Annotated in this window: 19 protein-coding genes and 2 pseudogenes; 5 read left to right on the top strand and 16 right to left on the bottom strand. The window is 73.0% G+C overall.

All coding sequences use genetic code 11. The annotated features are described in order from the left end of the window. The first annotated feature begins 43 nt into the window (after nucleotides 1-43). Nucleotides 44-1,090 (top strand): hypothetical protein, encoded by a 1,047-nt coding sequence (locus tag GEV43_RS12750; RefSeq protein ID WP_160820874.1) that lies wholly within the window; start codon nucleotides 44-46, stop codon nucleotides 1,088-1,090. Nucleotides 1,091-1,136: 46 nt separating this feature from the next. On the opposite strand, the gene GEV43_RS12745 is transcribed toward GEV43_RS12750, so the two are convergent. Continuing rightward, the gene (locus GEV43_RS12745) at nucleotides 1,137-1,610 is read right to left on the bottom strand and encodes a carboxymuconolactone decarboxylase family protein (RefSeq protein WP_160820873.1); all 474 of its coding nucleotides are present in this window, start codon (nucleotides 1,608-1,610) and stop codon (nucleotides 1,137-1,139) included. A 129-nt stretch (nucleotides 1,611-1,739) separates the two neighbouring features. Then, a complete protein-coding gene (locus tag GEV43_RS12740) occupies nucleotides 1,740-2,114 on the bottom strand; it encodes a hypothetical protein (protein ID WP_160820872.1) in 375 nt (124 codons plus the stop codon). 157 nt (nucleotides 2,115-2,271) lie between these two features. Here GEV43_RS12740 and GEV43_RS12735 point away from each other — a divergent pair, with 157 nt between their 5' ends. Beyond that, the gene (locus tag GEV43_RS12735; RefSeq protein WP_160820871.1) at nucleotides 2,272-2,703 is read left to right on the top strand and encodes a nuclear transport factor 2 family protein; all 432 of its coding nucleotides are present in this window, start codon (nucleotides 2,272-2,274) and stop codon (nucleotides 2,701-2,703) included. 42 nt (nucleotides 2,704-2,745) lie between these two features. Here the strand turns inward: GEV43_RS12735 and GEV43_RS12730 are convergent, their stop codons facing one another. Next, complete coding sequence (locus GEV43_RS12730) at nucleotides 2,746-3,279, bottom strand: AAA family ATPase (RefSeq protein WP_160820870.1); 534 nt, start codon at nucleotides 3,277-3,279, stop codon at nucleotides 2,746-2,748. Nucleotides 3,280-3,370: 91 nt separating this feature from the next. Between GEV43_RS12730 and GEV43_RS12725 the strand changes: the two genes are divergently transcribed. Beyond that, nucleotides 3,371-4,138, top strand: coding sequence for a MerR family transcriptional regulator (locus GEV43_RS12725; protein WP_160820869.1), 768 nt, complete (start codon nucleotides 3,371-3,373; stop codon nucleotides 4,136-4,138). Between the two features lie 52 nt (nucleotides 4,139-4,190). On the opposite strand, the gene GEV43_RS12720 is transcribed toward GEV43_RS12725, so the two are convergent. The 11 genes and pseudogenes from GEV43_RS12720 to GEV43_RS12670 form a co-directional block, all read right to left on the bottom strand. Next, a complete protein-coding gene (locus tag GEV43_RS12720; RefSeq protein WP_160820868.1) occupies nucleotides 4,191-4,835 on the bottom strand; it encodes a CoA transferase subunit B in 645 nt (214 codons plus the stop codon). Further along, on the bottom strand, nucleotides 4,832-5,644 hold the full coding sequence (locus GEV43_RS12715) for a CoA transferase subunit A (protein WP_160820867.1): 813 nt from the start codon (nucleotides 5,642-5,644) through the stop codon (nucleotides 4,832-4,834). The genes GEV43_RS12720 and GEV43_RS12715 overlap by 4 nt, the downstream gene beginning before the upstream one ends. Beyond that, nucleotides 5,641-6,822: a fumarylacetoacetase gene (gene fahA / locus GEV43_RS12710; RefSeq protein ID WP_160820866.1), complete on the bottom strand. Its 1,182-nt coding sequence runs from the start codon at nucleotides 6,820-6,822 to the stop codon at nucleotides 5,641-5,643. The genes GEV43_RS12715 and fahA overlap by 4 nt, the downstream gene beginning before the upstream one ends. Next, entirely contained in the window at nucleotides 6,819-7,727 is a 909-nt protein-coding gene (locus GEV43_RS12705; protein WP_160820865.1) for a hypothetical protein, read from the bottom strand. The genes fahA and GEV43_RS12705 overlap by 4 nt, the downstream gene beginning before the upstream one ends. Beyond that, nucleotides 7,724-8,922, bottom strand: a pseudogene (locus GEV43_RS12700) (homogentisate 1,2-dioxygenase). Before GEV43_RS12700 ends, GEV43_RS12705 begins: the two are co-directional and overlap by 4 nt. 83 nt (nucleotides 8,923-9,005) lie before the next feature. Next, on the bottom strand, nucleotides 9,006-9,575 hold the full coding sequence (locus tag GEV43_RS12695) for a MarR family winged helix-turn-helix transcriptional regulator (protein WP_160820864.1): 570 nt from the start codon (nucleotides 9,573-9,575) through the stop codon (nucleotides 9,006-9,008). Between the two features lie 49 nt (nucleotides 9,576-9,624). After that, nucleotides 9,625-11,022, bottom strand: a complete 1,398-nt coding sequence (locus GEV43_RS12690; RefSeq protein ID WP_160820863.1) for an MFS transporter — start codon at nucleotides 11,020-11,022, stop codon at nucleotides 9,625-9,627. An 87-nt stretch (nucleotides 11,023-11,109) separates the two neighbouring features. Then, entirely contained in the window at nucleotides 11,110-12,537 is a 1,428-nt protein-coding gene (locus tag GEV43_RS12685) for an FAD-dependent oxidoreductase (protein ID WP_160820862.1), read from the bottom strand. A gap of 161 nt (nucleotides 12,538-12,698) precedes the next feature. Beyond that, nucleotides 12,699-13,312 (bottom strand): annotated as a pseudogene (locus tag GEV43_RS12680) (SDR family oxidoreductase); the annotation flags it as partial. A gap of 58 nt (nucleotides 13,313-13,370) precedes the next feature. Continuing rightward, entirely contained in the window at nucleotides 13,371-14,084 is a 714-nt protein-coding gene (locus GEV43_RS12675; protein WP_160820861.1) for an SDR family NAD(P)-dependent oxidoreductase, read from the bottom strand. Nucleotides 14,085-14,193: 109 nt separating this feature from the next. Beyond that, on the bottom strand, nucleotides 14,194-14,661 hold the full coding sequence (locus GEV43_RS12670) for a nuclear transport factor 2 family protein (RefSeq protein ID WP_160820860.1): 468 nt from the start codon (nucleotides 14,659-14,661) through the stop codon (nucleotides 14,194-14,196). A gap of 154 nt (nucleotides 14,662-14,815) precedes the next feature. Here GEV43_RS12670 and GEV43_RS12665 point away from each other — a divergent pair, with 154 nt between their 5' ends. Next, nucleotides 14,816-15,499 (top strand): helix-turn-helix domain-containing protein, encoded by a 684-nt coding sequence (locus tag GEV43_RS12665; RefSeq protein ID WP_309239607.1) that lies wholly within the window; start codon nucleotides 14,816-14,818, stop codon nucleotides 15,497-15,499. 39 nt (nucleotides 15,500-15,538) lie between these two features. Here GEV43_RS12665 and GEV43_RS12660 read toward each other — a convergent pair whose 3' ends face one another. Beyond that, the gene (locus GEV43_RS12660) at nucleotides 15,539-15,907 is read right to left on the bottom strand and encodes a DUF488 domain-containing protein (RefSeq protein ID WP_160820859.1); all 369 of its coding nucleotides are present in this window, start codon (nucleotides 15,905-15,907) and stop codon (nucleotides 15,539-15,541) included. A 114-nt stretch (nucleotides 15,908-16,021) separates the two neighbouring features. Between GEV43_RS12660 and GEV43_RS12655 the strand changes: the two genes are divergently transcribed. Then, a complete protein-coding gene (locus tag GEV43_RS12655; protein WP_160820858.1) occupies nucleotides 16,022-17,902 on the top strand; it encodes a pyruvate dehydrogenase in 1,881 nt (626 codons plus the stop codon). Here GEV43_RS12655 and GEV43_RS12650 read toward each other — a convergent pair. After that, nucleotides 17,793-18,383, bottom strand: coding sequence for a TetR/AcrR family transcriptional regulator (locus GEV43_RS12650; RefSeq protein ID WP_160820857.1), 591 nt, complete (start codon nucleotides 18,381-18,383; stop codon nucleotides 17,793-17,795). The two genes, GEV43_RS12655 and GEV43_RS12650, sit on opposite strands and share 110 nt — an antisense overlap. Nucleotides 18,384-18,486: the final 103 nt, after the last annotated feature.

Genomic DNA, 18,486 nt, shown 5'->3' with positions numbered 1-18,486 from the left:
ATATCGGGTGGCGCGTACGGCGGGAAAGTGCTGGAGTCCGGGCATGGATAACCGGAAGAAGCGGGAGACGGAACGGCACGAGGCGGTGACGGCACTCCCCACTGTGGCCGCGCGCTACCACGCGGACCTGGGCGGGGAGCCTGGCGAGGAACTGCTGTCCGTCTCGGTCGGGCCAAAGGGCCACGCCATCGCTCTCTGGGCGGACGCGGCGGACCTCGCGGCGCTGAGGCCATGGACCACGCAGCCAGGATGGACGGTGTTCCCGGACCCTCGGTCGCCCCGCCCGGTAGGTGTGCGCGTCACGATGCACACGCGGGAGCCTGTGGCGATCGCCCGGCTGCCGCTTCCGCTCGCGTACGTCGATCTCCAGCCGTTGCCGAACGGCCGGATCCTTCTGGTGGGTGCGCGGGCCCAATGGCGCCCTGGAAACCCCGACCGCAACGCGGTCATCTGTGACGCCGACGGACGCGTGGAGGCCGTGGAGACGATCGGGGACGGCGTCGAGCACGTCTACACCACGAAAAGCGGCCGGACCTGGGTCGGCTACTTCGACGAAGGTGTCTTCGGCAATTACGGCTGGGGCGGCACCGGAGCGTCCGAACCGATTGGCGCGCCCGGGCTCGTACGGTTTTCAGAAGAACTGCGGCCGGAGTGGCGTTTCCCCGCGTACGACACGCATCCATGGGGGCTGATCTGCGACTGCTACGCCCTCAACGTAGACGGCGAAACCGCTTGGGCCTGCTACTACACCGGTTTTCCCATTGTGCGCGTGAAGGACGGAGTGCTCAGCGGGTGGCGCAACGATGATGTCCGAAGCGTCACGGCCCTGGCGGTCTGTGGCTCGCGGATCGCTCTGTTCGGCGGGCACGGAGCGGACCATGACCGGCTGGTCGTTGGCGAACTCGACGCGGACCGTTTCCGGGTCAGGGCCGAGTACCGGCTCGTTCTGCCGGACGGGCGGGATCTGTCCGACGTCGTGCAGGTCGTGGGCCGTGGGGCCGACCTGCATGTGATGACCGGGCGTCACTGGTATCGCCTCGGACTCGACGACATCCCGCTGGATCCGGGCAAGCGGCGCGGCCGGTGGTGAGCCGGAGGTGCTGCCCGCACGTCTCGGCAGGCGGAGGCGTGGCCGGTTAGGACCATTGGCCGGGGTGGTAGTCGCCGGCGGGGAGTTGGGTGATGACGTTGAGGCGGTTGTAGGCGTTGATGAGGGCGATCATGGAGATCAGGGCGGCGAGCTGTTCCTCGTCGTAGTGCTCGGCGGCGTTCGCCCAGACTTCGTCGGGGACGCCGGTGGAGGCGTCGGCGAGGCGGGTGCCCTGTTCGGTGAGTTCCAGCGCGGCGCGTTCGGCGGCGGTGAAGACGGTGGCCTCCCGCCAGGCCGCCACGAGGTTGAGGCGCAGGGGGGTTTCTCCGGCTTGCGCGGCGTCCTTGGTGTGCATGTCGAGGCAGTAGGCGCAGCCGTTGATCTGGCTGGCGCGGATCTTCACCAGTTCGAGCGTCGCGGCCGGCAGGGAAGAGTCGGCTATGGCCTTGGACGCCCCGTTGATGTGCTTCACGAGCTTCGATCCGACGCTGGTGCCGATGTAGTTGATGCGGGCTTCCATGGTGCTCTCCTTGCCGTCCGTACGGTTACATCCCTCTGACGGAACGGCGCGGCGGAGTGTGACACCGGTGCTTCGCGGGGCCGCCGCCGTGGCGGTCGCGCCGTTACGGCGGCGGCCCTCGTCGGGGGTTCAGCGACGGCGCTCTTCAGGGTGTTCGCAGAAGCGTCCGAGCACGTTCACGGTCTCGTTCCCCTCGGCGGCGCTGACGGTGGCATGGCGGCACGTCCACAGGCCCGGGGCGGGGCTGAACCTGGCGTGGATGATGAAGACGTTGACCGGTCCCCGGACCTCGCCCTCGGTGGGGGCGCCCGGCGATGCCTTGCAGCCGAGGCCGTGGATGAACGGCGGGTAGACGATCGGCGTCGGCCGGTCGGTGTCGCAGATGTAGGTCGGCGCCACGTCGTCGGCCGCCGGGCCGGGGTCGGCGAGGGCGGCGGGGGCGGTGGCCAGGGTGAACCCGCCGATCGCGGCCAAGGCGAGCGCGGCGGTGCGAACGAGCTTCATGTCGTCTCCTTTTGCTTCACGTGAACAGGCGATTACCGAAGGTAGTGCTACGGAGGGTGATCGAGTGGTGGAACGCCCGCATCCGCGACGGCTGCCCGCGGCCCATTACCTCGGAGGTCATCGCTTCGGGGCTCGCGCGGCGTTCAGGATGGCGGGCATGGAAATCACATCCGGCCTGACCACGCGTGACGTGGTGGACGAACTGCTGCGCCGGATCGGCGAGGGCGTCCCCGAGTCGATCGCCGAGCTGTACGCCGAGCGGGTCGACTGGAAGCTGAACTGGCCCGAGGCCGAGCACGGGCGGGCGGCGACGCCGTGGATCCGGCACCGGTCGAGCGGCGGGGACGCCGTCGCGCACTACGGCCTGATCGGGGAGCACCACGTGCCGGAGGAGGCCGGCACGCGGGTCGAGCGGGTCCTCGTGGACGGCGCGGACGCCGTGGTGCTCGGCGAGATCCGGCAGACGGCGCGTTCCACGGGGCGCGCCTACCGTGCCCGGTTCGCCCTGCATCTGACGGTGGACGGCGGCCGGATCACCCGGCATCACGTCTACGAGGACAGCCTCGCCGTGGCGCAGGCGTTCGAGTAGCGCGTTTTCACGGGGAGAACGGGTCGGGACGGAGCTCGGGCGCTAGCCGATCCAGCCGGTGGTGGCGGTGACCTCGCGGGCGATGTCCATGACCGGGCGGTCGTCCGTCGGCACGCGGACGGTGCCGGCGGGGGCGCGGGCGTCGAGGAGGGCGGCCTTGCAGATGCTGTTGGCCAGCTCCCGCGCCAGTTCGGAGCCCTGCTCGCGGGCCGAGAGGCGCCGCTCGGTGGTGGCGTCGGACGCCGTGAGCAGGACGCGGACGAGTCGTACGTCCGGGCCCATGGCGGTGCGGAACATGGCGGCCGACTCCGGCAGCACGCTCGCGGTGTTGGTGTAGATCAGGCGGCGGTGGCCGAGGCGCGCGAAGTTGGCCCAGACGGCCGCGAGGTTGGCCTCCGTGATCGCGGAACGGTCCGGATCGTCCGGTGGGGCGGGGTGGACCTGGCCCATGAAGTCGCCCTCGACCACCGCGTGGGCGACCGCCGCGCTCCGCAGCAGGGCCGAGACCTCCCAGGCCACCGTGGTCTTGCCGGCGCCCGCGCGGCCTCCGATCAGCAGGGCTTCGGCTCGTTCCATGGACGGAGCCTCCCAGTTCGCGCCCGGGGGAGGCGACCCGGTTTCGCGGGGCGGTTGACCTTGACGCGGCGGCAACGTGTTGCATGCGGGTATGCGAATCGGCGAGCTCGCGGCGCTGGTCGGGGTGTCCACCCGGACCGTCCGCCACTACCACCGCCTCGGGCTGCTGCCCGAGCCCGAGCGGCTGGCCAACGGCTACCGCGACTACCGGCTGCGCGACGGCGTGGTCCTCGCGCGGGTGCGCAGGCTGGCCGAGCTGGGGCTGTCGCTGGACGAGATCCGCGACGTGCTGGCCGACGACCGGGGGCGCGACCTGCGCGAGGTGCTGGCGGAGCTGGACGCCGACCTCGCGCGGCAGCAGGACGCGATCGCGGCGCGGCGGCGCAGGCTGGCGGTCCTGCTGGACGAGGCGGACCTGCACCCGGACTCGACGGTCCCGCCGGAGATGGCCGCCGTGCTGCGGGAGCTGCCCGCCGGGGGCTCGAAGCTCGCGGAGCTGGACCGCGCGCTGCTGACGATGGTCGGCTCCAAGGCGGAGTCCGGCGGGATGGCCGAGCTGTTCGGGCCGCTGATCGAGCCCGAGGCGGTGGCCCGGGGCCATCGCCTCTACGCGCGCCTGGACGAGCTCGCCGACGCCGATCCGCGCGATCCGCGCGTCGCGGAGCTGGCCGCCGACCTCGCCGACCACCTGCCGGAGGAGATGGCGGTGGCCGTGGCGGCCAGCTTGGGCGACGGCGAGAACGGCGACTGGCTGCGGCTGGTGTCGGCCGAGCTGTCGCGCGCCCAGGCCGAGACGTTCCGCCGGTTCGTCAGGGTGCTGAGAGAGCGCGCGGCGAACCGGGAGGGGCGTGAACGCTGAGGCTCGCGAGGGGCCGCGGCGCGCCGTTGCTGGGACGGCGCGCCGCGGTGGGTCAGGTGCGGGCGGGGAGGGCGAGGTCGGCGGCCGTCGCGGCGACCACCTCGTCCTGCGTGACGCCGGGCGCGAGCTCCCGCAGGGCCAGCCCGGACGGGGTCACGTCGATGACCGCGAGGTCGGTGATGATCCGGTCGACCACCCCCGCGCCGGTCAGCGGGAGGGTGCAGGACGGGAGGAGCTTGGGCTCGCCCTTGCGGGTGAGGTGCTCCATCAGGACGAGCACGCGGCGGGCGCCGTGCACGAGGTCCATCGCGCCGCCCATGCCCTTGACCATCGCGCCGGGCACCATCCAGTTGGCGAGGTCGCCGGACGAGGAGACCTGCATCCCGCCGAGCACGGCGGTGTCGATGTGCCCGCCGCGGATCATCCCGAACGACAGCGCCGAGTCGAAGAACGACGCGCCGGGCCGTACCGTGACCGTCTCCTTGCCCGCGTTGATCAGGTCCGGGTCGATCTCGTCCTCGGTCGGGTACGGGCCCGTGCCGAGGATGCCGTTCTCGCTGTGCAGGACGACGTGCACGCCCTCGGGCAGGTGGCCGGGGATGAGCGTCGGCAGGCCGATCCCGAGGTTGACGTACTCGCCGGGACGCAGCTCGCGCGCGGCGCGGGCGGCCATCTCCTGCCGCGACCAGCCGGTCATGAGCCCTCCCGTACGGTGCGCTTCTCGATCCGCTTGTCCTGCGGGCCGGTGTGCACGACCCGCTGGACGAACACGCCGGGCAGGTGGACCTGGTCCGGGTCCAGCTCGCCCGGCTCGACCAGGCGTTCCACCTGGGCGATGGCCGTCCGGCCCGCCATGGCGGCGAGCGGGTTGAAGTTGGCCGCCGCCTTGGCGAAGACCAGGTTGCCGTGCCGGTCGCCCACCTCGGCGTGGACGAGCGCGTAGTCCGCGGTGATCGACTCCTCCAGCAGGTAGCGGCGGCCGCCGAACTCGCGCTCCTCCTTCGGCGGGGACGCGACGGCCACCGTGCCGTCCGGGGTGTAGCGCCAGGGCAGGCCGCCCTCGCCGACCGGCGTGCCGACTCCGGCGGGGGTGTAGAACGCGGGGATCCCCGCGCCGCCCGCGCGGAGCCGTTCGGCGAGCGTGCCCTGCGGGATCAGCTCGACCTCCAGCTCGCCCGCGAGGTACTGGCGGGCGAACTCCTTGTTCTCGCCGACGTACGACGCGGTGACGCGGGCGATGCGGCCGGACGCGAGGAGCACGCCGAGTCCGTGGCCGTCCACGCCGCAGTTGTTGGAGAAGACGCGCAGGCCGGACACGCCCGTCTCGGCGATCGCGTCGATCAGCGCGTCCGGGATGCCGCACAGGCCGAAGCCGCCGACGGCGATCGACGCGCCGGACGGGATGTCGGCCACGGCCTCGGCCGCCGACGCGAAGACCTTGCCGAGCGCGTCCCGCCGGACGTCCCCGGCTTCGGGCGCCGCGGGCGCCTCGGGTGCGGCGCTCATTCGGCGGCCCGCGCGGGCAGGATGCGGCCGCGGACCTCGCCGAAGCCGAGGCGGGAGCCGTCGGCGGCGGGCGCGGTGGCGGTGATGACGACCTCGTCGCCGTCCTGGAGGAACGTGCGCTCCTCGCCGTTCACCGTGATCGGCTCCTTGCCGCCCCAGGTCAGCTCGATGAACGCGCCGCGCTGGTCCTTCTCCGGGCCCGACACCGTGCCGGACGCGTAGAGGTCGCCGGTACGGGACGCCGCGCCGTTCACCGTGAGGTGGGCGAGCATCTGCGCGGGCGACCAGTACATCTCGCGGTACGGCGGGCGCGACACCCGCTGGCCGTTCCACTCGACGGCGAGGTCCAGGTCCAGGCCCCAGGGGGACGACTCGCGCAGGTACGGCAGGGGCTCGGGGTCCTGCGTCGGCGTCGGGACGCGCGCGGCCTCCAGGGCGAGCAGCGGGACGACCCAGGCGGAGACGGACGTGGCGAAGCTCTTGCCGAGGTTCGGGCCGAGCGGGACGTACTCCCACGCCTGGATGTCGCGCGCCGACCAGTCGTTGACGAGGACGGCGCCGAAGACGCGTTCGGCGAAGTCGCCCGTGCCGACGGACGCGCCGAGGGGCGAGCCGGTGCCGACGACGAAGCCGACCTCGGCCTCGATGTCCAGCCGGGCGGACGGGCCGAACGTCGGCGCGGCGTCGGCGGGGGCCTTGCGCTGCCCGTTCGGGCGGACGATCTCCGTTCCGGACACCACGAGCGTTCCGGCGCGGCCGTGGTAGCCGACGGGCAGGTGCTTCCAGTTCGGCATCAGCGGCTCGGCGTCCGGCCGGAACAGGCGGCCGAGGTTGGACGCGTGGTGCTCGGAGGCGTAGAAGTCCACGTAGTCGGCGACCTCGAACGGCAGGTGCAGCGTCACCGACGCGAGCGGGTGGACGGCCGCGTCCGGGACGTCCCCCGACACCAGCTCGGTGATCCGGCGGCGGACCTCGGCCCAGCGCGCGCGGCCCTGCGCCATGAAGGCGTTCAGGGAAGGCCGGGCGAACGTGTCGTCGCCGAGCGCGACCGCCAGGTCCACCACGCTGTCGGCGACGCGGACGCCGACGCGCGGCTCGGCGCCGGGCGTGGAGAACACGCCGTACGGCAGGTTGGCGAGCCCGAAAGGCGAGCCCTCCGGGATGGCGATCTCGGTCATGCGGTCGTTCCTCCGGATTGCGCGGTCGCGGCGGGGACGAGCCCCAGCTCCGCGAGTTCGGTCAGGGGGTCGGTGATGCTGCACGTGCCGAACGACACGAACCGGGCGCGCGCGGCGGCCGTCCGTTCGGCATCCGCGCCGAGCGCGGCGACGCGCTCCGCGACCGCCGCGCCGTCGCGGTCGGCGAGCAGCTCGGCGAGGTCGGCCGCCCCGGCGCCGTCCGCGGCGGCGTCGGCGGCGAGCAGCAGGTTGAGGAAGCCGTGCTGGTCGAAGCCGGTCTCCGGGTCGGTGTTGCGGATCGCGTGGTGCAGCCCGGCGGTCGCCTTGAACGGCACCCCGGCCCGGACGACGGCGGCGACCGCCGCGCCGAGCTCGGCCGGGTCCGGGTACAGGTCGGCCTTGATCCCGCCGGTCCGGAACTTGGCCCGGTGCCCGCGGTCGGCGAGCATCGCGATGATCTCGGGACGGCGCTCGTCCCGCGGCACCTCGACGTACACCGGCACGTCCTGGTGGACGCGTTCGAGGGCGTCGAGGAACGCGGCGGGCGCCAGGTCCGGCGGGACGGCGACCTCCAGCGCGCGCACGTCCACGGGCAGGCCCGCGACGGCCGAGAGCGCGCCGGGCACCTGGGCGGGCCCGGCCGGCGCGGTGATCGACAGGTCGAGCCGTTCGCCCGGGTCCCCGGCGTCCGGGACGTCCGCGAGCAGCGGGGGCAGGGCGTCGAGCGCGGGCGCGGCGAGGATCAGCGGGCCGACCATCGCGGCGTACGGGGCGGCGCGGTGGCGGCGGTGGGCGGGCACGGCGTCCGGCAGCGGCATCAGGCCGGGCGGGAACACCGCCGCGTCGTCGCAGAGCCCCGCGGCGAACGCCGGTACGGCGGCGCCCGTGTCGTGGGCGCCGGTCATGAGGCGGGCCCCCGGCCGGCCCACGTCCACGCGTAGCCCGGGTCCTCGCACGCCTGGCCGCCCTCGCCGAGCTCCAGCGGGCGGAACGTGTCGACCATGACGGCCAGCTCGTCGAAGAACTCCGCGCCGATGCTGCGCTCGTACGCGCCGGGCTGCGGGCCGTGCGCGTGCCCGCCCGGGTGCACCGAGACCGACCCCTGGCCGATGCCCGAGCCCTTGCGGGCCTCGTAGTCGCCGCCGCAGTAGAACATGATCTCGTCGGAGTCGACGTTGGAGTGGTAGTACGGCACCGGGATCGACAGCGGGTGGTAGTCGACCTTGCGGGGGACGAAGTTGCAGACCACGAAGTTGTGGCCCTCGAACACCTGGTGCACGGGCGGCGGCTGGTGGACCCGGCCGGTGATCGGCTCGAAGTCGTGCACGCTGAAGGTGAACGGGTACAGGCAGCCGTCCCAGCCGACCACGTCGAACGGGTGCCGGGCGTACGTGACGCGGCTGCCGACCAGCCCGGCGGACGTGCGGTGCTTGACCAGCACCTCCACGTCGGTGCCGTCGGCGAGCAAGACGCCGCCGGGGCCGTGCAGGTCGCGCTCGCAGTACGGGGCGTTCTCCAGGAACTGCCCGAACCGCGACAGGTAGCGCTTCGGCGGCGCGATGTGCCCGACGGCCTCGATGACGTACGCGCGCAGCGGCTGGTCGCCGGTCGGGATCCAGCGGTGCGTCGTGGAGGTCGGGATGACGACGTAGTCGCCCTCCTTCGCCTCCAGCGCGCCGAAGACGGTCTCGACGGTCGCCGTCCCGGACTCGACGTAGACGATCTCGTCGCCGGTCGCGTTGCGGTAGAGGGGGAGGTGGCGGACGCGACGGCGTACGACAGCCGCACGTCGCCGTTGCCGAGGACGAGCCGCCGGCCGGTGACGACGTCGGTGTCCGGCCAGGTCTGCTTCGGGAACAGCTCGTGCAGCTTGAGGTGGCGCGGCTTCAGCGGGTGGTTCGGCGCGGTCGCGACGGCGGGGATCTCCCACACCTCGGAGTTCACGACCGCCGAAGGGATGTGGCGGTGGTAGAGCAGCGAGGAGTCGGACGAGAACCCCTCCTCGCCCATCAGCTCCTCGAAGTAGAGCCGCCCCTCTCCGTCGCGGTGCTGGGTGTGGCGCTTCGGCGGGACCTCGCCGACGCTGCGGTAGTAGGCCATGTCACTCTCCCCTCCGTAAAACTAATTCATACATGTATCACTTTGTGCCCACAGTACGACTCGGGGGCCCCGCGCGGAAGGGTCTAGCTGCGCTCGCGGACGTCGAAGCGGCCGCGGCTCGCGATGAGCTTGTCGAGCAGCATGATCAGGATCTCCTGCTCGGTCTCGGTGAGCAGCCCGGCCCACTCGGTCTCGCGCGCGTTCTGCGCGTGGAAGACCTCCAGCATCGCGCGGCGGCCCTCGTCGGTGAGCGAGAGGATCACCGAGCGGCCGTCGCGCTCGCCGGGGGTCCGCACGAGCAGGCCGTCGGCGACGAGCGTCTTGGCGAGGTTCGACACCGCCGCGCGGGACATCCCCGCCAGCGTCGCGGCCCGGCCCGGCTCCAGCGGGCCCGCGAGCCAGGTGACGAACAGCAGCCGGAACGACGCCCAGGAGTGCCCGCGGGGCCGGTGCACCGTGGACTCCAGGTCGTACGTGACGATCATGGAGGCGCGGTTCAGGGTGAGCAGCAGCCGGGTGGCGAGCCGGTTGCCGAAGCCGTACTCCTCCGACAGCCGCCGCCCGGCGAGGTCGACGAACGACCAGAAGTCCAGCTCCTCGTCCCCGCCGGGCTCGGGCGCGTTCCCGCCGCTCTCGGCCGTGCTGTCGGGCATGGCCGCCACCCTAGCCCGCCCCCGGCCCCGAATCTGATTCATAGGTGAACTATTTTACCGGCGCCTCCGGGTGCGCCGCCGCCGCGGCGGCGGCCGCCTCCTCCGGGACGGCCGCGCCGCGCCGCGCGTCCCGGGGCACCTTGATGAACAGCAGCATGACCGCGCACAGCGCGAGGGCGCCGATCGGGAAGTACAGCCCGGCCGAGACGTTGTCGGCCGTCGCGTTCTTGCCGACGATGTACGGGCCGAAGAACCCGCCGAGCGCCGCGATGGAGTTGATCGTCGCGAGCCCGACCGCGGTGTGCTCCTTGGACATCAGCCTCGCCGCCATCGCCCAGTACGGCGCCAGGTAGCCGAACACGCCGACGGCCACCAGCGACAGGCAGATCAGCGCGGGCACCGGGCTGTGCCGGAACGCCATCGTCCCGGCGAGCCCGGCCGCCGCGATCAGCATCACGATGATCACGTGGTCGCGGCGCTCGCCGGTGCGGTCGGAGTTGCGCGCGATCAGCAGCATGGCCAGCGCGCCCACGATGAACGGGATCGCGCCGATGAAGCCGATGTTGGTCGCCGAGTACGACGGGTCGGTCTGCTTGACGATCGCCGGCAGGAAGAACGTGAAGCCGTACGTCCCGCACGCGGCGAAGAAGTTGGCGACCGCGATGTAGATCAGCTTGCCGTTGCGCATCGCCTTCAGTTCGGCGAGCGGCCCCTCGTCCTTCTGCGGGACGTACTCCTTGTCGATCTCGCCCTGGAGCCAGGCGCTCTCCTCCTTCGACAGGAACCGCGCCTTGCTCGGCACGTTCGGCAGCAGGCAGAACACCAGCGCGCCGATCAGGATCGTCGGCAGGCCCTGGAGGATGAACACCCACCGCCAGCTCGACAGGCCGAGCCAGTGCACGTGGTCGAGGATCAGGCCGCCGCTGAGGCTGCCGAGGATCATCGCGACCGGCTGCGCGAGCGCCATCGCGGCGATCGCGCGGCCCCGCTCCTTGCCGCGGAACCACAGCGTCAGGTACAGCAGCAGGCCCGGGTACAGCCCGGCCTCCGCGACGCCGAGCAGGATGCGCGCGATGTAGAGCTGGGTGACGCTGTGCACGAACCCGGTGAGCATCGTGACGATGCCCCACGAGACCGCGATCCGGGTCAGCCACACCCGCGCGCCGACCCGCTTCATGATCATGTTGCTCGGGATCTCGAACACCACGTACGCCAGGAAGAAGATCGCCGAGGCGGTGCCGAAGACGGCCGTGGTGATCTCCAGCTCGTGTTCCATCCCGAGCTTGGCGTAGCTGATGTTGGAGCGATCCATGTAGTTGAAGATGTACAGCAGGCCGATCAGCGGCAGGACGCGGTACGACACCTTGCGGATCGTCCGGGCGCCGACGTCGCCGTCCCCGGCACCGGATCGTGCGCCGTCCCCGGACGCGGCGGTGCGGTTCACCATGTCGTTCTCCTCGGGCTTGTCAGGGGGTGCCGGGTTCGGGTGGGCCCCGGCGGGCCCTCGGGCGGGGGGCGGGTCCCGGGCGGCCGGTCAGCGGCCGGCCGGGGTGGCGTGCAGCGCGGCGAGGCGGCCCATCGTGATCGCGTTGGCGACCGCGTTGCCGCCGCCGACGTACCGCTCGCCGAGCACGCCCGCGCCGGCCTCGCCCGCCGCGTACAGCCCCGGGACGGTCTCGCCGCGCCGGTCGAGCACCTGCGCGGAGCCGTTGATCTCCAGGCCCGCGTGCGTGCAGACCAGTTCGGCGGGCAGCACCCGCGCCGCGTAGAACGGGGGCTCGGCGATCGGGTCCGGCGCGGCGTCCGAGCCCTTCGCGGCCAGGGTGCGGTCGCGCAGGAAGTCCTCGTCGCGGCCGTTCGGGAGCTGGTCGTTCCAGCGCGCGACGGTCGCCTCCAGCGCGTCCGCCGGGACGCCGATCGCCGCGGCCAGCTCGGGCAGGCTCCCCGCCCGCGCCGTACGGCCCGCGTCGGCCTCCGCGGCGACGTGCTCCGGCGTCCAGTGCGCGTAGCCGGGCGGCAGCGAGCGCCGCGCCCGCTCGTCGAACACCGCGTGGACCGGGCCGTCCTGCGCGTCGATGATCCCGCCGGACACCGCGTACGAGTCGTCCTCGTCCATGAAGCGGCGGCCCCGGGCGTTCACGTGCACGCGCGACTTCGGCGGGAAGCCCGACTGCCAGTGGTGCAGCCGCTGGAAGTACGCGGTCGGGAGCAGCAGGCCCCAGCCGTCGCCGGCGACCGAGGCGTCCACCTGCTCGCCGAAGCGCAGGTGGTCGCCGCGGCTGCCCTCGGCCGCCACGACGAACAGGTCGCCGCCCGCCCGCCCCGCCGCCGGGTAGTACCGGTCCAGCAGGTCGCGGTCGCGCGCGAAGCCGCCGCTGGCCACCACGACCGCGCCCGCCCGCACGTCCATGCCGTCGGCGACCACGCCGACGACCCGGCCGTCCTCCACGAGGAGCCGTTCGACCCGCGTGTTCGGAACGAGCTCGACGCCGTTGGCCCGGCACGCCCGCAGCAGCACCTGGACGAGCCCGAGCCCCTGGTCCTTCGGCACGTGCCCGCGCCACACGTCCTCGACGCCCGCCCGGCACAGGCCCGGTGTGTGCGCGTCGTGCGACACCGCGGCCGGGATCTCGACGCCGAGGCCGATCAGCCACTCCAGCGTCGGCCCCGCCGCCCGGCAGAACTCCATCACCAGGCCCGGCTTGAGCAGCCAGTGGTTGAGGTCCATGTAGTGCTGGAAGAACCGCTCGGGCGTGTCCTCGACGCCGAGCCCCTCCTGCACGCTCGTCCCGGCGGCGGTGAACATCCCCGCCGAGAGCTGCGTCGATCCGCCGAACTCCTTCTCCGACTCGAACAGCAGCACCGAGGCCCCGCGCTCCGCGGCGGTCACCGCCGCCGCGAGCCCGGCGCCCCCGCCTCCGACGACGATGAGATCGCAGGCGTCGAGTTCTTCCGTGTTCATTGCCTCGCCTCCGCTCGGCGGTCCAGACGACGCGCGCCCGTTCGCGCTCATGTGAGGGGGCCTCCCGTCTCGGCGAGGATGCGGTGGTAGAGGCCGTTGGACGTCAGGCCGCCGTCCACGGTGATCTCGGCGCCGGTCATGTAGGCCGAACGGTCCGACAGCAGGAACAGCACGGCCTCGGTGATCTCCTCGGGCCGCGCCATGCGGCCCGCCGGGACGCTCGCCAGGGACGACGCGACGAACGCGTCCGCGCCGTTCAGCAGGGGCGTGTCGACCAGGCCGGGGTGCACGGAGTTGACCCGGACGCCCCACTCGGCGAACGCGCCCGCCGCCGACTTGGACAGCCCGGTGAGCCCCCACTTGCTGGAGGCGTACGCGGGGAGAAGTAGCCGACCTTCCCCGAGATGGACGAGATGTTGACGATCGAGCCGCCGCCCGAGTCGCGCATGAGCCCGGCGACGGCCTTCATCCCGTAGAACGGGCCGGACAGGTTGACGTCCAGGACCTCGTTCCACACCGCGTCGGAGGTGTCCATGAACGTGCGGCGCCGCGAGATCCCGGCGTTGTTGACCAGGCCGCCCAGCTCGCCGCGCTCGGCGCGGACGTCGTCCACCACGCGGGTCCAGGCGACGGGGTCGGACACGTTCAGCGCGTGCGCGCTCGCCGAGCCCCCGGCCTCCCGGATCTCCGCGGCGAGCGGCGCGGCGTCGGCGACGTCCGCGAGGCAGACGTGCACGCCGCGCGCCGCGAGCGCCCGCGCGTGCGCGGCGCCCATCCCGGCCGCCGCGCCGGTGACGAGCACGACGCCGGGGTAGCGGACGGCCTCGCTCGCCTCAGACATGCCGCGAGCCCCCGTCGACCGCGATGCTGTGGCCGGTGACGTAGCGGGCGCTGTCGGACAGCAGGAACAGCAGCGGCCCGACGACCTCCTCGGGCGACCCGAGCCGGTGCAGGGGAACGGTGTCCAGGGCGTGCCGGAGGGCCTCCGGGTCGTCCTGCACCCAGCGGGTCATCTCGGTGTCGATGAAGCCGGGCGCGATGGCGTTGACGCGGATGCCGCGGTCGCCGAGCTCCACGGCGAGCGACTCGGTCAGGTGGGCGACCGCGGCCTTGGAGGTGCAGTACGCCCCGCGCCCGCGCCGGACCCGTACCGCCGACACCGACGACATGTTGACGATGGCGCCGCCCTCCTTCATGTGCCGGGCGGCGGCCTGCGCGCCGAACAGCACGCCCTCGACGTTCACCGCGAGGGTCGCGCCGACCTGCTCGGGCGAGATCTCCTCGACCGGGGCGAACGGGAAGATGCCCGCGTTGTTGACCCAGAAGTCGAGCCGTCCGAACTCCTCCAGGGCCTTCCGCGCCACGGCCTCGTGCTCCTCGGCCCTGGTGACGTCCACCCGGGCGGCGACGACGCGGCCGGGCGCGTCCGTACCGGCGAGGCCGGCGTTGATCTCCTTGGCGGTGACGGCCATCGCGTCGGCCTCGATGTCGGCGCCGACGACGCCGACGCCCCGGGCCGCGAGCGCGGCGGCGAACCGGGCGCCCATGCCGCGCGCCGCGCCGGTGACGACGGCCGCCTTCCCCGCAGCTCGGGGTGGACGGCGGTCATCGGCGCGTTCAGGACGCGGCCGGGGCCGGTGGGTTCGGCGGGGCTGGTCATGAGTCCTCCTTCGGGGCGGCGGCCGGGGCGGGCGCGTCGTCGCGGCGGACGACGCGGCGCCGGATCAGCCAGCGGCCGCCCAGCGGGATCAGGTCGTCGGTGATCGTGGTCAGCCGGTCCAGGCGGGGCTCCCCGCCCGCGGGCGTGCTGACGATCTGCAGGTAGGCGCGCACGCGCAGGGCGCGCGTGCCCGACCGCTCGGCGACGATGTTGGTGATGACGTGGCGCGGCGTCACGCCCGCGGCACGGGCGCCGGAGAAGAAGCGTTCGGCGAACGCGGCCAGCTCGGCGGTGCCCGTCACGGGCGCGGGATACGTCGGCGAGTGGAACTCGCCGTCGGCGGTGAACGTGGCCGCCCACTCCCGCGCCCGGCCGCCGTCGATCAGGTGGCTCTGCGCCCCGTACAACTGGTGCACCTGCGCCAGCGTCGCGGCGTCCAGCGGCGCGTCGGAATCGGGTGACATGGCTGTGCTCTACCTCCGGCGGCGGACCCGGTCGGGTACCGGCGTGTGTGCTAATATCGCACGCTGTGTGCGATGTGCGGACACGATATGTAGGGTGGCTCACATCCGTCAAGAGGGGTGGCATGTCATGACCAGCGGCGATACGTTGACGGGCGTGTCAGCGGCCCAGCTCGATTCGGGGATGTCCAAGACCCTGCACAACGGCCTTCAGATCCTCGAACTGCTCGTGCACCATCCGCACGGGCTGTCGATCACCGAGATCGCCGAGGCCGTGGGCGTGCACCGTACCGTCGCGCACCGGCTGGTCAGGACGCTGGAGGCGCACCACCTCTGCCGCCGCGACCGGTTCAAGCGGATCTCCCTCGGCGCCGGGCTGGTCCGGCTCGCCGAACCCGTCGAGCAGGACCTGCGCACGCTCGCCCGGCCCGTCCTGGAGGAGCTGACCGACGCCACGCGCGCGACGGCGCACCTGGTCGTGCGGGAGAACGACGAGCAGGTGCGGATGCTGATGATCGTCGAGCCGCGCCGGGCCCGGATGCACGTGGCGTTCCGGCCCGGCCAGATCGACCCGATCGACCGCGGCTCGGCGGGCCTGGCGATGCTCGCCGCGCTGCCGCCCGAGCCCGGCGAGCGCGCCGAGGTCGGCGCCGCGCGCCGCCGCGGCTTCGCCGTCTCCTACGGCGAGATCGCCCCGTCCGTCATCGGCGTCTCCGCCGTCGTCCCGGGCGCCCGCACCCAGACCAGCGTGGGCCTCTCGCTGTTCGAGGCGCCCGACGAGGACGAGATCGGCCGCGCCGTCCTCGGCGCCGCCGAACGCCTGTCCTCCATGCTCCGCTGACGCCCCCTCAGCGCGGCGCCGCGGCTGCTTCCTCCCGGGTCAGCGGCGGTCGGCGAGTTCGCTGACGAGTACGGCCACATGGCCGCGGTCCAGCTCCTTGGTCGCCGTCAGCAGCGTGACCGGGCCCTCGCGGACGAGGTCGCGCAGGTGGCCGAGGGCCTCGGTGCGCGCCGGATCGGCCAGCTCGTGCCGGTAGCGGCGGGCGAACTCGTCGGTGCGCTCGGGGTCGTGGCCGTACCAGCGGCGCAGCTCGTTGGACGGCGCGACGTCCTTCACCCACTCGTCCAGGGCCGCCTTCTCCTTGGACAGCCCGCGCGGCCAGAGCCGGTCCACGAGGACGCGCGTGCCGTCGTCGCCGTCCGGCGGGTCGTAGGCGCGGCGGACCCGGACGCCGTCGATCTGCTCCATGGCGACGGCATACCCGTTCGGCGCGGTGGATCACCGGGCGGCGCCCGTCCGGGCCCGGCGGTTAGCGTGGTGATCACCGGGAATCGCCTGGGGGACGGCTCTGCTTGGGGGAACATGGCCACGGTCGCCGACCAGTTCATCGAGGTGCTGCGGCAGGCGGGGGTGCGGCGGATCTACGGGGTGGTGGGCGACAGCCTCAACCCGATCGTGGACGCCGTGCGCCGGACGAGCGGCATCGAGTGGGTGCACGTGCGCAACGAGGAGGCCGGGGCGTTCGCCGCGGCGGCGGAGGCGCAGGTCACCGGGCGTCTCGCGGTCTGCGCCGGAAGCTGCGGCCCCGGCAACACGCACCTGATCCAGGGCCTGTACGACGCGCACCGCTCCGGCGCGCCGGTGCTGGCGCTGGCCTCCCACATCCCGAGCACGCAGATCGGCTCCGGCTACTTCCAGGAGACCCATCCCGAACGGCTGTTCACCGAGTGCAGCCACTACTGCGAGATGATCAACGGGCCGGAGCAGATGCCCCGCATCCTGCGCACCGCGATCCAGCACGCGGTCGGGCTGCGCGGCGTCGCGGTCCTCACGCTGCCCGGCGACACCGCGAGCAAGGACGCGGCCCGTCCGACCGGGCGGCACGACGTGCTGACCGAGCACGGGACCGTCCACCCGCCCGCCGACCAGGTCGCGCAGTTCGCCCGCGCCCTCAACGACGCCCGCAAGGTCATGCTGTTCTGCGGCTCGGGCGTGCGGAACGCGCACGCCGAGGTGATGGAGCTGGCGCACCGGGTGCTGTCGCCGGTCGGGCACGCGCTGCGCGGCAAGGAGTGGATCCAGTACGACAACCCGTTCGACGTGGGGATGAGCGGGCTGCTCGGCTACGGCGCCTGCTACGAGGCCATGCAGGAGGCCGACCTCGTCGTCCTGCTCGGCACGGACTTCCCGTACGACCCGTTCCTGCCGGGCAAGCACACGATCCAGGTGGACGACGACGCGTCCCGCTTCGGCCGCCGTACGCCCCTCGAACTGGCCGTGCACGGCGACGTCGCGCAGACGCTGCGGCTCGTTCTGGAGAAGGTCGAGCAGAAGCACGACCGGGCGTACCTGAACGAGATGCTGCACCGGCACGCGAAGGCGCTGGAGGGCGTGGTCTCCGCCTACACCCGCGACATCGACCGGCACGTCCCGATCCACCCCGAGTACGTCGCGAGCGTGCTGGACGACGTCGCCGCCGACGACGCGGTCTTCACGGTGGACACGGGCATGTGCAACGTGTGGGCCGCCCGCTACCTCACCCCGAACGGCCGCCGCCGGGTGATGGGCTCGTTCGTGCACGGCTCGATGGCGAACGCGCTGCCGCACGCGATCGGCGCGCAGTACGCGGCGCCCGGCCGCCAGGTGATCTCGCTGTCGGGCGACGGCGGGCTCGGGATGCTGCTGGGCGAGCTGCTCACCGTGCGGCTGCACCGGCTCCCGGTCAAGATCCTGGTGTTCAACAACTCCTCGCTCGGCATGGTGCGGCTGGAGATGATGGTGGACGGCCTGCCGTCGTACGAGACCGACCACGAGTCCGTGGACTTCGCCGCCATCGCGCGCGGCGCGGGCATCGAGTCGGCCCGCGTCGAACGCCCCGGCGACGTCAGGGACGCGCTCGAACGGGCCCTGTCCGCGCCCGGCCCGTACCTGCTGGACGTCGTCACCGACCCGAACGCGCTGTCCATCCCGCCGCACATCACCCCGCAGCAGGTGAAGGGCTTCGCGCTCGCGGCGGGCAAGACGGTCCTCACGGGCGGCGTCGGCAAGATGCTCGACCTCGCCCGCAGCAACCTGCGCAACATCCCCGCCCCTGAGCGCGCCCGATCCCGGGGCTCCCGGGCCCCGGGCGGGGTCAGGCGAACGGGCGGGCCATCTGGTCGAGGGTCTCGTCGGCGACGACGCGCAGGGGGCGCGGCGGCTGCTCCTCGACCCAGCGCTGCGCGGCGATGCGGAGCGCGGTGAAGAACGCGGCGGCGAGGACGCGGGCGGCGGGGTCGTCGGCGGGACGGCCCTCGCGCTCGGCGATGATCCCGGCGAGGCGGCGCTCGACCGAGGCGTAGTGCGTGAGCAGCCGGGCGAGCACGGACGGGTGCTGGCGGGCGAGCCGGGCCTGCACGGCCATCTGCGGGTCGGGCTCGTCGGTGCTCTCGAAGACCGCGGCGCAGGCCCCGCGCAGCGCGGCCCACGGCGGCTCGCCGGGCGGCCTGGCCGCGAACGAGTCGAGCAGCAGCGACATCCGCTCCTCGTCGCCGTGCAGGAGCGCGTCCTCCTTGCCCGCGAAGTAGTTGGAGAACGTGCGGCGCGAGACGCCGGCCGCGTCGGCGATCGCCTCGACCGTGACGGCGTCGAGGCCGTGCTCGATCGCGAGGCGCGTCGCGGCCTCGTGCAGGGCCTTGCGCGTCGCCTCCTTCTTGCGCTCGCGCAGTCCGCCTGTCGTGTCCATGGTGGTCCCACCCTACCGATCCGCACGATCATGCGCGCCGAGAAATTTTGCGCATTGGGAATATAGTGCACCGGTCCCCGCATTGTTCCCTACGTTCCCGGCG

The organism is Actinomadura sp. J1-007 (genome assembly GCF_009793335.1).
Classification (GTDB): Bacteria; Actinomycetota; Actinomycetes; order Streptosporangiales; family Streptosporangiaceae; genus Spirillospora; species Spirillospora yumaensis.
The sequence above is the reverse complement of the archived record's forward strand: the minus strand, read 5'-3'. Positions and strand labels throughout refer to the sequence as shown.